The sequence below is a fragment of the Rhodococcus sp. NPDC047139 genome, assembly GCF_040643435.1.
Classification (GTDB): domain Bacteria; phylum Actinomycetota; class Actinomycetes; order Mycobacteriales; family Mycobacteriaceae; genus Rhodococcus.
In genome coordinates this window covers 58,926-72,401 of record NZ_JBEYUH010000008.1, presented here as the reverse complement: position 1 = coordinate 72,401, position 13,476 = coordinate 58,926, and the positions used below count along the sequence as shown (strand labels likewise).

Genomic DNA, 13,476 nt, shown 5'->3' with positions numbered 1-13,476 from the left:
ACAAATCCGATGAGCTTAATCACATCGGGATTGAGCAGGGTGGGAAAGGACTCGAGCCACGATGACAGTTCTCGATTCGATTCTCGAAGGAGTACGAGCCGACGTCGCCGCCCGTGAGGCGGCCCTCGATCTCGCCTCCGTCAAGGCTGCCGCTGCGAGTGCGCCCCCACCGATCGACGCCAAGGCCGCATTGCGCGAGCCGGGCATCGCGGTTATCGCCGAGGTCAAGCGTGCCAGTCCGTCGAAGGGTGCGCTCGCCGAGATCGCCGACCCTGCCGAACTTGCCGCCGCCTACGAGTCCGGAGGGGCTCGTGCGATCAGCGTGCTCACCGAGGAACGTCGTTTCCACGGCAGCCTCGCCGACCTGGACGCAGTCCGGAGGGCCGTCCGTATCCCGGTGCTGCGCAAGGATTTCATCGTCGGCCCCTACCAGATCCACGAGGCGCGCGCACACGGAGCCGACCTCGTACTCCTCATCGTTGCCGCACTCGAGCAGACGGTGCTGACGGCCTTGATCGACCGTGTGGAGTCGTTGGGCATGACGGCGCTGGTCGAGGCCCACACGGAGGAGGAAGCCGACCGCGCACTCGAGGCCGGGGCGACCGTGATCGGCATCAATGCCCGCAACCTCAAGACTCTCGAAGTCGACAAGACCACGTTCTCCCGCATTGCACCGGGCCTGCCCAGCAACGTGCTCAAGATCGCCGAGTCCGGCGTGCGGGGCCCGGCCGACCTGCTCGCGTACGCGGGGGCAGGTGCCGATGCTGTGCTCGTCGGTGAAGGTCTGGTGACCAGTGGGGATCCGCGTCAGGCGGTCGCCGAACTGGTGACGGTGGGTACGCACCCGTCGTGCCCCAAGCCTGCTCGCTGATCGTCCGGTACGGCCGGACCCGGCCGTGATGCATCCCCCCGGGTGCGGCAGACTGGACTGGTGACTGCAGACGATTCCGTACTTTCCGCCAAGGGCCGCGGTCTTCCCGCGATGAGCGAGGCCCTTGTCACTCCCACTGCCCACGAACCCGACGTGCGCGGCCATTTCGGAGTCTTCGGCGGTCGCTACGTGCCCGAGGCGTTGATGGCGGTGATCGAGGAGGTCACCGCGGCGTACGAGAAGGAACGTGTAGACCCCGGTTTCCTGGCCGAACTCGACCGTCTGCAGCGTGATTACACGGGGCGGCCGTCGCCCGTCTACGAGGCCACGCGGCTGAGCGAACACGCCGGTGGTGCGCGGATCCTCCTCAAGCGTGAGGATCTCAACCACACCGGCTCACACAAGATCAACAACGTGCTGGGGCAGGTGCTGCTCGCCAAGCGGATGGGCAAGACACGTGTGATCGCCGAGACCGGCGCCGGCCAGCACGGTGTCGCCACCGCCACCGCGTGTGCCCTGTTCGGCCTCGAATGCCGCGTCTACATGGGTGAGGTCGATACCGAACGGCAGGCACTGAACGTCGCCCGCATGCGCCTGCTGGGCGCCGAGGTGGTTGCCGCGAAGACGGGGTCGCGCACCCTCAAGGACGCGATCAACGAGGCGATGCGCGACTGGGTCACCAACGCCGACACCACCTACTACTGCTTCGGTACCGCCGCGGGTCCTCACCCCTTCCCCGCGATGGTCCGCGACTTCCAGCGCATCATCGGACTCGAGGCACGTTCCCAGGTCCGCGCCCTGACCGGCCGCCTGCCCGACGCGGTCGTCGCGTGCGTCGGCGGTGGTTCCAACGCGATCGGCATCTTCCATCCGTTCATCGACGACCCGTCCGTCAAGCTCGTCGGCTGCGAGGCCGGAGGAGACGGCGTCGAGACCGGACGACACGCCGCCACCATCGGTGGGGGTACCCACGGCGCGCTGCACGGCGCATTCTCCTATCTGCTGCAGAACGAGGACGGTCAGACCATCGAATCGCATTCGATCTCAGCCGGTCTCGACTATCCAGGTGTCGGCCCCGAACATGCGTGGCTCGCCGACACCGGCCGTGCCGAGTACCGCGCCGTCACCGACAGCGAGGCGATGGACGCCTTCGCCCTGCTGTGCCGTACCGAGGGGATCATTCCCGCGATCGAGTCCGCGCACGCGGTCGCCGGTGCCGTGAAGCTCGGCCCCGAACTCGGCGAGGGCGCCATCGTCCTCGTCAGCCTCTCCGGTCGTGGAGACAAGGACGTCGATACCGCTGCGAAGTGGTTCGGTTACCTGCCGACCGACGAGTCCGCCGACAAGACCGGTACCGAAGGAGAAGCCCAGTGAGCGCCCCGCACGAACGCCTGACGCAGATCTTCGCGACCTGCCGCGCGGAGAACCGCGCCGCCCTGGTGGGTTATCTGCCGGTCGGCTATCCGACCGTCGAGCGCTCCATCGAGGCGATGAAAACCCTCGTCGAGGGCGGGTGCGATCTCGTCGAGGTCGGAATTCCCTACAGTGATCCCGTGATGGACGGCACGACCATCCAGAACGCCGCGTTCGAGGCGATCGCCAACGGCGTCCGGGTGCGCGACGTGTTCTCCGCCGTCGAAGCGATCACCGCTGCGGGTGGTGCCGCGGTCGTGATGACCTACTGGAATCTGGTGCTCAAGTACGGTGTCGACAACTTCGCGCGCGACCTCGCGGCCGCCGGTGGGCTCGGCATCATCACACCTGACCTGATCCCCGATGAGGCGGACGAGTGGAACGCCGCTGCGGAGCAGTACGGTCTCGGCAAGATCTTCCTGGTCGCGCCGTCGTCGACCAACGAACGGCTCGCGACCACACTCGACCAGTGCCGCGGCTTCGTGTACGCCACCTCCACGATGGGTGTCACCGGCGCACGGGAGTCGGTCGACAACCGGGCACCGGAGATCGTCGCCCGGGTCCGCACGCACTCCGACATTCCGGTGGGAGTCGGACTCGGCGTGCGCAACGGGGCGCAGGCCGCGGAGATCGCGGGCTATGCCGACGGCGTGATCGTCGGATCGGCGCTGGTCTCCGCCCTCGCCGAAGGTCGCGACGCGCTGCTCTCCTTGACGCAGGATCTCGCGAAGGGCGTTCGCTCGGCTAACGTGCACTCGTGACATCGACTGCGTCTGTTCTGGCATATCTGCCGAGTCCACCCCAGGGAGTCTGGTACGTGGGGCCCTTCGCCCTCCGTGCCTACGCCCTGTGCATCATCGTCGGTATCGTCGTTGCGATCTGGTGGGGCGACCGCCGCTGGGTCGCGCGGGGCGGGCAACCGGGCACCGTCCTCGATATCGCCGTGTGGGCGGTGCCGTTCGGTCTGATCGGCGGGCGGCTCTACCACGTCGCCACCGACTGGCAGAAGTACTTCGGTGAGGGAACGAACCCTGTCGACGCGCTGAAGATCTGGGAGGGTGGCCTCGGCATCTGGGGTGCCGTCGCATTCGGTGCGGTGGGCGCGTGGATCGGTTGCCGTCGGAGGGGAATCCCGCTGCCTGCCTTCGGAGACGCGCTGGCCCCGGCGATCCTGCTGGCGCAGGCCATCGGCCGGCTCGGGAACTGGTTCAACCAGGAACTCTACGGCCGGGAGACAACGGTCGCGTGGGGTCTCGAGATCTACGAACGGCGCAATGACGCAGGCCAGGTCGCGCCCGGACTGGTCGACGGCGTCTCCACCGGCGAGGTCGCCTTCGTGGTGCACCCGACCTTCCTCTACGAGTTGCTGTGGAATCTCGGTGTGGTGCTGCTTCTGGTTCTGGTCGATCGGAAGTTCACCATCGGCCACGGGCGGCTGTTCGCGCTCTACGTCGCCGGATACTGTGCGGGCCGGTTCTGGATCGAGCTCATGCGCACGGACGCGGCCACCGAGATCGGCGGTATCCGGATCAACTCCTTCACCTCGGGCATCGTGTTCGTCCTCGCGGTCGCGTACTTCGTCCTCGCACGCAAGGGCCGTGAGGATCCCGCGACGTTGAATCCGGCGGGTGCTGCGGAGACGGCCCCCACCTCCGAGGAGGGGGCGGTCGAGGTCACCGATTCGTCGCCCTCCGCCGGTAGAGTCGACGATGCGACGTCCGGAGAGAACAAGGGGGATCACTCGTGACCACACAGGACCCGGGAGCCTCGGGAGCGCGCGATTCGGAGCCTTCCAAGCCGGACCTGACCAAACGGACCGATCCGGCATCCGGGAAGGACGCCCCGCGCCGATCGTCCGAAAACGACCACACGCCGCCCCCTGATCTCGGACGTGCATTCGACTACGACGCCACTGCGCAGGCCTCGCTGTCCGCGCAACCACCCACCGTCGAGTCCCTCGGCGGCGCCACCGGCACCCCCGGACCCGGATGGGACACCTATTCCGGCGTCGGCAACGGACCGGGATGGGGGAACACGCCCAGTTACCCGCCGCCCGCCGAGCACCAATCGGATTATCCGCCCCCGGGTGACTATCCCTACGGCCGGCACCCGGACCGGCACGGCAGCGGCACCGGACCGGTCTACGGGGCGCCGGATCCGCACTATCCCATCGGGCCCGCACAGTCGAACGACTCACCGGCCGGCCGGTCCGCGGCGAACCCACCGCAGGGGTCACAACCGGACCCGCGCTCCTACCGGCAGTTTCCGCCCCCCGCTGCCTACGGGACTCCGCAGCAGGCCGGGCAGGGATACGGACCACCACCCGCCTACGGTTACACCGACCCGTCGAATCCCTACGGACGCGACCTCACGGCGCCGTACGGTCGCGATCCGTACACCGGCGAACCTTATTCGGACAGAAGCAAGGTCACCGCAGGGGTGCTGGGGATCCTTCTCGGTGGTTTCGGTGCGGGACGCTTCTATCTCGATCAGCCGGGTGTGGCGGTCGCGCAGATCGCCGTCACATGGCTCACCTGTGGCATCGGTGGCATCTGGCCGTTGATCGACGGCATCCTCATGCTCACCGGCAAGGTGACCGACAAGCACGGTCGTCCACTCCGCCCATGACGCAGCCCCCCGGCGACACGCGCCGGGGGTGCTGAGATGGAGGGGCCGGGTGGTGAGGACTAGGCTCGAACCGTGACCCGACGCACCAAGATCGTTTGTACTATGGGGCCGGCCACCGCCGACCCCGACGTCCTGCGGAATCTCGTCGACGCCGGAATGGACGTCGCCCGCCTGAACTTCAGCCACGGCGAACACGCCGACCACGAGGGCCACTACAACCGTGTCCGCGCGGCATCGGAGGCATCCGGGCACGCCGTCGGCATCCTCGCCGATCTGCAAGGACCGAAGATCCGGCTCGGACGCTTCGCCGAGGACCGCACCGTATGGGAGCACGGCGAAGTCGTCCGCATCACCGTCGACGACGTCGTAGGCAGCCATGATCGCGTCTCGACCACCTACAAGGAACTCGCACAGGACGCCGTCCCCGGCGACCGTCTGCTCGTCGACGACGGCAAGGTCGGGCTGGTCGTCGAGGAGGTCGACGGCAACGACGTCGTGTGCCGGGTCATCGAGGGCGGACCGGTCAGCAACAACAAGGGTGTGTCCCTGCCGGGGATGAACGTGTCCGTTCCGGCCATGTCGGAGAAGGACATCGAAGATCTCGAGTTCGCGCTGCGGCTCGGGGTCGACTTCATCGCACTGTCGTTCGTGCGCTCCCCGGCAGACGTCGAGCTCGTCCACGACGTGATGGACCGCGTCGGCCGACGTGTGCCGGTCATTGCCAAACTCGAGAAGCCCGAGGCCGTCGAGAACCTCGAGGCCGTGGTCCTCGCCTTCGACGCGGTCATGGTGGCGCGCGGCGACCTCGGGGTCGAGCTGCCGCTCGAGGAAGTGCCACTGGTGCAGAAGCGGGCCATCCAGATCGCGCGCGAGAACGCCAAACCCGTCATCGTCGCAACGCAGATGCTCGAGTCGATGATCGAGAATTCCCGCCCCACTCGCGCCGAGGCCTCCGATGTGGCGAACGCGGTGCTCGACGGCACCGATGCCGTAATGCTCTCGGGCGAGACCTCCGTCGGGAAGTTCCCCGTCGACACCGTCCGGACGATGGCGCGCATCATCGCCGCAGTCGAATCCGATTCGACGGATGTGCCTGCGCTGACACACGTTCCGCGTACCAAGCGGGGTGTCATCTCGTATGCCGCCCGAGACATCGGTGAGCGACTCGACGCGAAGGCGCTCGTCGCCTTCACTCAGACCGGCGATACCGTGCGTCGCCTCGCGCGCCTGCACACGCCGTTGCCGCTGCTCGCCTTCACACCGGTCCCGCACATCCGCAATCAGCTGGCACTCACCTGGGGGACCGAGACCTTCTCGGTCGAACCGGTCGACACCACCGATCAGATGGTCGAACAGGTCGACGCGTCGCTGCTCTCGCTCGGGCGGTACCAGCGCGGCGATCTCGTCGTGATCGTCGCCGGAGCGCCTCCGGGACGCTCGGGCTCGACCAACCTCATCCACGTGCACCGGCTGGGCGAGAAAGACACCCGGTGACGCGTTCGGACACGACGGATCTGGACGTTCTCCTCGGCCTGCTCGATCTGGAGCAGACCGAGGAGAACGTCTTCCGAGGCGAGCACCCCGCTCAGGTCGGGAGCCGGACATTCGGTGGCCAGCTCGTCGCTCAAGCGCTCGTCGCGGCGGGGCGCACCGTGGGTGATCGTCCCGTGCACGCGGTCAACGCCCACTTCATCCGCGGCGGTGATGTCAAACGACCGATCGATTACCACGTCGTCACCCACCGGGACGGTCGTGATTTCGCGAACCGGATGGTCACCGCATGCCAGGACGGGCAGGAACTGTTCGTGATGCTCGCCGCCTTCCAGCGGTGGGGCAAAGGACTCGAGCACTCGGTGACCGTGCCCGAAGTTCCGCTGCCCGAAGCACTTCCACCGATCGGAGAACGCCTGCGCGGCTTCGAGGAGCAGTTGCCGCATTTCGTGGGAGCTCTCAAGCCGATCGACATGCGGTATGCGAACGATCCGGCCTGGGTGCTCCGGGGTACGGGGGAGAGGCTCGGTCACAACCGCGTCTGGATGCGAGCGGACGGATCGTTGCCCGCCTCCGATCCGCTGCTTCATGTCGCGACGCTGGCCTACGCCTCGGACACCACCGTGCTCGATTCGATCCTCACCACGCACGGCCTGTCCTGGGGACTCGATCGGATCGTCGCCGCGACGGTCAATCATTCGATCTGGTTCCACCGTCCACTGCGCTTCGATGAGTGGCATCTGTATGCCACCGAGTCGCCGGTGGCGGCCGGTTCGCGCGGGATGGCGACGGGCCGCTATTTCACCATCGAGGGTGAACTCGTCGCCACGGTGGTCCAGGAAGGGCTCATCCGTCATTTCCCACCGCGTCGCCCGGCGGTGAGCTGACCGCAGGTCGTGCGCCGCGCGCTTCGTCCGGTGCCGGGCAACGTTCCGCCAGCCGATCGAGGGCGGCGGACAGGGCGCGCATCCCTTCCACGACGGCTCCGAGTTCTTCGAGGCCGGTCTCCTCGCGAAGCCCTCGCGCGGCGACGGCATGTGCCGGAGCGATGGCGCGGATCGCCTCGCGACCGGCCGACGTCATCGCGACGAGCTTGGCGCGCCGGTGCGCGGGGTTGGGGCGGTACTCCGCGAGGCCTCTGGCGACCAGAAGGTCGGCGACGCGCTGCACGCTCTGCCGCGTGATGCCCATCTCCCGTGCGATGGCGGAGACCGGCAGGGGATCGGGCGAGAGTGCGCCGAGAACCTGCCACCAGGTGGCGGTCAGCCCGACCGGGCGAGCCAGTGTCTCGGCGAGGGCGAGGAACTGCCCGTTGAGGCGGAAGGCGGTCACTGCTGCCGCACTGAGCAGTTCGACCTCGGTGTCGTTCTTCTCCGTCACGACCCGGATGCCATGAGGTCGTGGTAACCGCGCGGATCGTGGTCGCCGTACAGGGCGTACCAGGCGGCCAGGGTGCGCGGTTCGTAGAGGTCGAGTCGTTCGAAGATCGCACGGGCGAAGTCCACCGGGGCGATTCCGGTGGCGGTGATCAAATCGCCGTCCGTGACTGCGGGCTCGTCCCGATACAGGTGGCTGCCCCCGTATCCGACGGCTTGCAGGAATTCGGCGGCATTGCTCGTGTGTGACCGATCGTCGAGCATTCCCGCAGCGGCGAGCGCGCCGGTGGCGCCGCACGCTGCGGCTACGGGGACACCGGAATCGAGGAACTGCCGGGCTTTGTCGACGAAGGGGGCGAAGGCCTCCGTGGGCCAGATGTCGTTGCCGGCGAGGATCAGCATCGCGCTGTCGCCCGGATCCACCTCCTCGAGGTGCGTGTCCGGCACGATCCGGAGTCCGCCCATCGTCGTGACCGGCTCCGGTCCGGCTCCGACCGTGCGGACGCGGTACCGCCCGGGTCGCCGCTGCCATTCGGGGTTCGAGATGGCGGTGGTGACGTATCCGATCTCCCAGTCCGCCAGGCTGTCGTATACGGCGACGTGAACTGTTTCAGTCATGACAATATGCTGTCAAAATGACAGGATAATGTCAATCAACTGTCGTGGAGTGGTGTGGGTGATTTGCCCGCTGGTCGCAGAGGCGATTAGCCTCGATCGGGACCACCTTGCGGTGGCACTGTCGTCGAAGGCCGCGTCCGGCCTCATCGGAGGAGAACATGGGCAACACCCCCACGCAGACTGTGAGCACACGCGCTCGTCGCGCCGTGGCTCCTGCGTGTTGTCGTTGCCGCTGATCGTCCCCGCCCAGGGGTGACACACCCCCGTGCTTCCCAGGTTCCCCGGAACCCGCCGAGACCCGAGAGTCCGGCGCAGGCCGGTCCTCGGAGTATGTGCATCCGATGTGGTTTCGAAAGGCTCATCATGTCCGATTCGGCGGCATTGCCCGTCATCGATCTCTCCGACCTCGACAGTGACCGGACATCCCGCAATGCGATGCTGGATCGGCTGCGAGCGGCCACCCACGAGATCGGCTTCTTCCATCTCGCCGGTCACGGCATCGACCCCGCGCTCGCCGACGAACTCGTCGCGGCGGCGCGTGAGTTCTTCGCCCTTCCCGAGGCGGACAAACTCGCGATCGAGAACGTCCGCTCGCCCCACTTCCGTGGTTACACCCGCGTCGGAGGTGAACGTACTCAGGGTTATGTCGACTGGCGTGAGCAGCTCGACATCGGCCCGGAACGTGCCGCGGTCGCCGCGGTCGACCCGGAGCGCCCCTGGGAGGTGCTGCACGGCCCCAACCTGTGGCCCGAGCAGGTTCCGCGGCTGCGGGAACTGTCGCTGCGCTGGATCGACGAGGCCGGCGTCGTCGGGCGACGGTTGCTCGGCGCCTGGGCCGAAGCACTCGGGGCCCTGGCCGATCATTTCGACGAGGCATTCGCCGATCCCGACCCGCTGTTGAAGATCGCGCGCTATCCCGGACACGATCGCTCGGTCACCGACCAGGGGGTCGGCAGTCACAAGGACGTCGGAGCACTGACGCTGCTGTACCCCGAGCCGGGCAGCGCCGGATTTCAGGTCGACGTCGGCGGACGATGGATCGAGATCGAACCGCTCCCAGGACATTTCATCGTCAACATCGGCGAACTTCTCGAAGTGGCCACCGGGGGTTTTCTCCGGGCGACGGTTCACCGGGTACTGCCCCCACCCGCGGGCACGGACCGGGTGTCGTTGCCGTTCTTCCTCAATCCTGGTCTCGACCAGGCGCTACCGCCGGTGGATCTCCCCGCGGCACTCGCGGCTGCCTCGCGCGGCGTCGGCCCCGACGAGCACGGCGGAAGGCTGTACTCCGTCTACGGTCTCAACGCTCTCAAATCCCGCCTGCGGGCCCACCCGAACGTCGCGGAGCGTCATCACGAGGACCTTCTTCGTCGCTTCACCTCGAACCGGTGATCGCTCTCTCTGTCCCATATCCCGAACGGAAGGTATTCATCCCGATGTCACTGCGTCGTATCGCTGTCGCGTCAGCCGCGCTCACCCTCGCTGCGGGTCTCGCGGCCTGCTCGTCGTCCGAAGGGGACGGCACCACCCTCCGGATCTCGGCGTCGTCCACCCCGCACGTCGAAATCCTCGATCAGATCGTGAGTACCGGGGCACTGGGCGACTACGAACTCGACATCGTTGAGATCACCGGAGAGGTCGATCCCAACGAACTGCTCGAAGCCGGCGACGTCGACGCGAACTTCTTCCAGCACGAGCCGTACCTGACGGACTGGCAGAAGCAGAAGGGTATCGACGACCTCGTCGCGGTCGCCGACGTGCATCTCGAGCCCATCGGTCTCTACTCCAACAAGATCGACTCGCTCGACGAATTGAAGGACGGCGACACCGTCGCGGTCCCGCGGGACACCACCAATTACGCCCGAGCGCTGTACCTGCTCGAATCGGCGGGACTGCTCGAGATGGACGTGCCCTTCGAGGAAGCCGACCTGTCGGTGGTCACCGAATCGAACATCGCCGCGAATCCGAAGAATCTCGAGCTCGTTCCGATCGAGCGTCCCCAGCTCGCCCGTCAGCTCGACGACGCGCAGATCACCGCTGCCGTGATCAACTCGAACTACGCGCTCGAGGCCGGTCTGAATCCGTCCGAGGACGCCATCCTCACCGAAGCGGTCGAGGAGAATCCGTTCTCCAACCTGCTCGTCGTGCGTGCGGAGAACGAGAACGACCCGGCCGTCACCGCTCTGGCCGATGCTCTCGAGTCGCCGGAGACGGCTGCGTGGATCGAGGGGAACTACAACGGCGCGGTCCTGCCGGTCCACACGGCGAACTGATGATCGTCGTCGAGAATCTCGTCAAGACCTTCCCCGGAGCCGGTCGCTCCGGGGAGGTCGCGGCACTGCGAGGGGTGTCGCTGCAGATCCCCGATGGGGAGATCTACGGTGTCGTGGGTCCGTCCGGATCGGGCAAGTCCACGTTGCTGCGCTGCCTGAACCTGCTCGAGCAGCCCACCTCGGGACGGATCCTGCTGGGCAAGGACGATCTGTCGACCTTGTCCGGCGCGCAGCTGCGCGCAGCGCGCCGCCGGATCGGCACCGTCTTCCAGCAGTTCAATCTGCTGCATTCGCGCACCGTGCTCCGAAACGTGGAGTTCCCTCTCGAGGTCGCCGGTGTCGGCAAGGAACAGCGCCGTCGGCGCGCTCTCGAACTTCTCGAACTCGTCGGCCTGTCCGGCAAGGGGGAGAGCTTTCCCACGCAGCTGTCCGGCGGTCAGCAGCAACGCGTGGGTATCGCCCGTGCCCTCGCCGCCGAGCCGGAGGTGTTGCTGTGTGACGAAGCCACGAGTGCTCTCGACCCGGACACCACCGAGCAGGTCCTCGATCTCGTCGCCGAGGTGAACCGGCGACTGGGTGTGACGGTCGTCGTGATCACCCACGAGCTGGGAGTGCTGCGCCGGATCTGCACGTCGGCCGCGCGTCTCGAGGCCGGCCAGGTCGTCGAGACCGGTCGGATCGTCGATCTGGTGGCCGATCCGCAGTCCGCGCTCGGTGCTGCGCTCGTGCCCGTCGGTAACGATCCGTCGGTAGGACCGAGCACCGACACCGCGCTGGTGACCGCCATCGGCGAGGCCGCCCACGGGCCGTGGCTCGCGGACATGATCCGTGCGCTCGACGCGGACGTCGCCGTGGTCGGCGGCAGGGTCGAGCAGGTCGGCAACGTGACCGTGGGCCGGATGAGATTGCGGTTCACGGCGGGAACCGACCGGGCCCGCATCGAAGGGTTCGTGTCGGAACGCCCGTACCTGAGTCTGACGTGGGGGACGGAAGCGGAACTCGAGGGGCTCAGCGAATGAGAGGGCAGGTGCGATGAACAAGCTGCAGTGGTACGACGCCTTCCCCGAGGTGTGGGAAGCGACCCTCGAGACGCTCTACATGGTGGCGGTGTCGTTCGTGCTCACCGTCGTCGGTGGCGTGCTGGTCGGAATCGTGTTGCAGTTGACGTCCCCCACCGGGCTGTGGCCCCACCGGACGATCAACACCGTTCTCGGTGTGATCGTCAATCTGTTCCGGTCGCTGCCCTTCCTGATTCTGCTCATCGCCCTGATCGGGTTCACCCGGTTCGTGGTGGGCACGGCGATCGGACCGACCGCGGCGATCGTGCCGCTCACCATCGGCGCCATCCCGTTCTTCGGGCGCATCGTCGAATCCGCGCTGCGGGAGGTCCCCCGCGGAAGAGTGGAGGCGGCGCAGGCGATGGGTGCCACGAACGTCCAGATCGTCCGGAAGGTGCTGCTGCCGGAAGCGTTGTCGCCGCTGGTCGCAGGCGCGACCCTCACGCTCGTGTTGCTGGTCGGCTATTCGGCCATGGCCGGTGTCATCGGCGGTGGTGGCCTCGGTGACTTCGCAATCGTCTACGGCTACCAGCGTTTCAACACGCCGGTGCTGCTCGTCGCGGTGGTCGTGCTCATCGTGATGGTGCAGATCATGCAGTCGATCGGCGATCTGATCATCCGGAGGATGGCGCATCGGCGGTGAACCCGCTGTGAGGTGCGCCCAACCTCCTGGATTCGTCCCCGTTACCGGCCGTTTTCCTGCGACGCATCGGTTTAGTGACCGCCCACAATAAGATCACGAGACAGATGTCACAGTTGATAGTATTCTGTTATAGAAGCCGCTCACGGCCGAGTGGAACAGGGGACAAGCGCAATCAGCCCCTCCGGGGGTTCGCTCATCACCGGCGATTCGTCGAACCGGGTGATGGGTCGAGTGTGGGGGCACGGGATGCGCTTTCCGGGGAGGAACGGAGAGACTCATGGCCGCATTGCAGCAAGACACCTTCGACATCGCGCCACCGTCCAGTCGGCGCATACTCGCGATCATCGCACTCACGGGAATGCTCACCATCGGTTTCCTGGCCGCGGTGTTCACGGCGTCCTATCTGATCGGCGGCACGTTTGCCGTGCTGACCGGCGCATGCATCGTGCTCGCCCACCTGATGATCGCGCCCGCCGGGATCATCCACGACGACCTGGCGGAGTATTCGTTCACACCTCCGGTTGCGCCGATCGCACGGCCGGAAGTGCGCAGACGATGGAACATTCTCGAGAGCCGATTCTGATTCGACGACGTCGCGCACTTCACGGGCCCGTCGTTCCGGGCGGTGAAATCGGCACGGACGCCGCGACCCGCGAGTTCCGCAGCCGAACCGGTGTGCTGAGTTAGCATCTTGCGCGTGACCGACTCGCTGCGCATCCTCGTCTACAGCGACGATGCGACCGTGCGGCAACAGGTTCGTGATGCCCTCGGTACTCGCCTGCATCCGGACCTGCCCCCGATCGAGTATCTCGAGGTCGCGACAGGACCGGTCGTCGTCGAACGCCTGCACAGCGGCGGCATCGACCTTGCCGTCCTCGACGGTGAAGCCGCACCCACGGGTGGAATGGGGCTCGCGAAACAACTCGAGGACGAACTGGATCGGTGTCCGCCGATCGTCGTCCTGATCGCCCGGGCCGACGACGAATGGCTCGCCCGATGGTCGGGCGCCGAGGTGGCGATGCGCCATCCCGTCGACCCGATCCGGCTCGGCCGGCAGGTCCTCACTCTGCTCACCGGACGCTCCCGACCCGCCTGATACTTCCGC

The 13,476-nt window shown here is 66.9% G+C and carries 15 protein-coding genes; 13 read left to right on the top strand and 2 right to left on the bottom strand.

Going from position 1 to position 13,476, the window contains the following annotated elements:
* The first annotated feature begins 61 nt into the window (after positions 1-61).
* The 7 genes from trpC to ABZ789_RS12555 all read left to right on the top strand — a co-directional run bounded on the left by trpC (position 62) and on the right by ABZ789_RS12555 (position 7,290).
* On the top strand, positions 62-871 hold the full coding sequence (trpC, locus tag ABZ789_RS12585) for an indole-3-glycerol phosphate synthase TrpC (RefSeq protein WP_358424049.1): 810 nt from the start codon (positions 62-64) through the stop codon (positions 869-871).
* Between the two features lie 111 nt (positions 872-982).
* Entirely contained in the window at positions 983-2,245 is a 1,263-nt protein-coding gene (trpB, locus tag ABZ789_RS12580; protein WP_358424295.1) for a tryptophan synthase subunit beta, read from the top strand.
* A complete protein-coding gene (gene trpA, locus ABZ789_RS12575) occupies positions 2,242-3,045 on the top strand; it encodes a tryptophan synthase subunit alpha (protein ID WP_358424047.1) in 804 nt (267 codons plus the stop codon). Before trpB ends, trpA begins: the two co-directional genes overlap by 4 nt.
* The gene (gene lgt, locus ABZ789_RS12570; RefSeq protein ID WP_358424045.1) at positions 3,042-4,031 is read left to right on the top strand and encodes a prolipoprotein diacylglyceryl transferase; all 990 of its coding nucleotides are present in this window, start codon (positions 3,042-3,044) and stop codon (positions 4,029-4,031) included. The genes trpA and lgt overlap by 4 nt, the downstream gene beginning before the upstream one ends.
* Positions 4,028-4,912 carry an NINE protein gene (locus ABZ789_RS12565; protein ID WP_358424043.1) on the top strand — a complete coding sequence of 295 codons (885 nt, stop codon included), beginning with the start codon at positions 4,028-4,030 and terminating at the stop codon, positions 4,910-4,912. The genes lgt and ABZ789_RS12565 overlap by 4 nt, the downstream gene beginning before the upstream one ends.
* A 72-nt stretch (positions 4,913-4,984) precedes the next feature.
* Positions 4,985-6,406, top strand: a complete 1,422-nt coding sequence (gene pyk, locus ABZ789_RS12560; RefSeq protein ID WP_358424042.1) for a pyruvate kinase — start codon at positions 4,985-4,987, stop codon at positions 6,404-6,406.
* Complete coding sequence (locus tag ABZ789_RS12555) at positions 6,403-7,290, top strand: acyl-CoA thioesterase II (RefSeq protein WP_358424040.1); 888 nt, start codon at positions 6,403-6,405, stop codon at positions 7,288-7,290. Before pyk ends, ABZ789_RS12555 begins: the two co-directional genes overlap by 4 nt.
* Here ABZ789_RS12555 and ABZ789_RS12550 read toward each other — a convergent pair.
* Entirely contained in the window at positions 7,250-7,783 is a 534-nt protein-coding gene (locus tag ABZ789_RS12550; RefSeq protein WP_358424038.1) for a MarR family transcriptional regulator, read from the bottom strand. The genes ABZ789_RS12555 and ABZ789_RS12550 overlap by 41 nt on opposite strands.
* Positions 7,780-8,397: a DJ-1/PfpI family protein gene (locus ABZ789_RS12545; RefSeq protein WP_358424036.1), complete on the bottom strand. Its 618-nt coding sequence runs from the start codon at positions 8,395-8,397 to the stop codon at positions 7,780-7,782. Before ABZ789_RS12545 ends, ABZ789_RS12550 begins: the two co-directional genes overlap by 4 nt.
* Positions 8,398-8,760: 363 nt before the next feature.
* Here ABZ789_RS12545 and ABZ789_RS12540 point away from each other — a divergent pair, with 363 nt between their 5' ends.
* The 6 genes from ABZ789_RS12540 to ABZ789_RS12515 all read left to right on the top strand — a co-directional run bounded on the left by ABZ789_RS12540 (position 8,761) and on the right by ABZ789_RS12515 (position 13,467).
* On the top strand, positions 8,761-9,789 hold the full coding sequence (locus tag ABZ789_RS12540; protein WP_358424034.1) for a 2-oxoglutarate and iron-dependent oxygenase domain-containing protein: 1,029 nt from the start codon (positions 8,761-8,763) through the stop codon (positions 9,787-9,789).
* Positions 9,790-9,833: 44 nt separating this feature from the next.
* A complete protein-coding gene (locus ABZ789_RS12535) occupies positions 9,834-10,670 on the top strand; it encodes a MetQ/NlpA family ABC transporter substrate-binding protein (RefSeq protein ID WP_358424032.1) in 837 nt (278 codons plus the stop codon).
* Positions 10,670-11,689 (top strand): methionine ABC transporter ATP-binding protein, encoded by a 1,020-nt coding sequence (locus tag ABZ789_RS12530; RefSeq protein ID WP_358424030.1) that lies wholly within the window; start codon positions 10,670-10,672, stop codon positions 11,687-11,689. Before ABZ789_RS12535 ends, ABZ789_RS12530 begins: the two co-directional genes overlap by 1 nt.
* A 13-nt stretch (positions 11,690-11,702) precedes the next feature.
* On the top strand, positions 11,703-12,371 hold the full coding sequence (locus ABZ789_RS12525; RefSeq protein WP_358424028.1) for a methionine ABC transporter permease: 669 nt from the start codon (positions 11,703-11,705) through the stop codon (positions 12,369-12,371).
* 277 nt (positions 12,372-12,648) lie between these two features.
* A complete protein-coding gene (locus ABZ789_RS12520) occupies positions 12,649-12,954 on the top strand; it encodes a hypothetical protein (protein WP_358424026.1) in 306 nt (101 codons plus the stop codon).
* A gap of 108 nt (positions 12,955-13,062) precedes the next feature.
* Positions 13,063-13,467, top strand: a complete 405-nt coding sequence (locus ABZ789_RS12515) for a hypothetical protein (protein ID WP_358424024.1) — start codon at positions 13,063-13,065, stop codon at positions 13,465-13,467.
* Positions 13,468-13,476 lie beyond the last annotated feature (9 nt).

Coding starts and splice junctions, on each gene's coding strand:
- ABZ789_RS12540 (WP_358424034.1), top strand. CDS start 8,761: ATGTCCGATTCGGCGGCATTGCCCGTCATCGATCTCTCCGACCTCGAC.
- ABZ789_RS12535 (WP_358424032.1), top strand. CDS start 9,834: ATGTCACTGCGTCGTATCGCTGTCGCGTCAGCCGCGCTCACCCTCGCT.
- ABZ789_RS12525 (WP_358424028.1), top strand. CDS start 11,703: ATGAACAAGCTGCAGTGGTACGACGCCTTCCCCGAGGTGTGGGAAGCG.
- ABZ789_RS12530 (WP_358424030.1), top strand. CDS start 10,670: ATGATCGTCGTCGAGAATCTCGTCAAGACCTTCCCCGGAGCCGGTCGC.
- ABZ789_RS12545 (WP_358424036.1), bottom strand. CDS start 8,397: ATGACTGAAACAGTTCACGTCGCCGTATACGACAGCCTGGCGGACTGG.
- trpC (WP_358424049.1), top strand. CDS start 62: ATGACAGTTCTCGATTCGATTCTCGAAGGAGTACGAGCCGACGTCGCC.
- ABZ789_RS12520 (WP_358424026.1), top strand. CDS start 12,649: ATGGCCGCATTGCAGCAAGACACCTTCGACATCGCGCCACCGTCCAGT.
- trpB (WP_358424295.1), top strand. CDS start 983: ATGAGCGAGGCCCTTGTCACTCCCACTGCCCACGAACCCGACGTGCGC.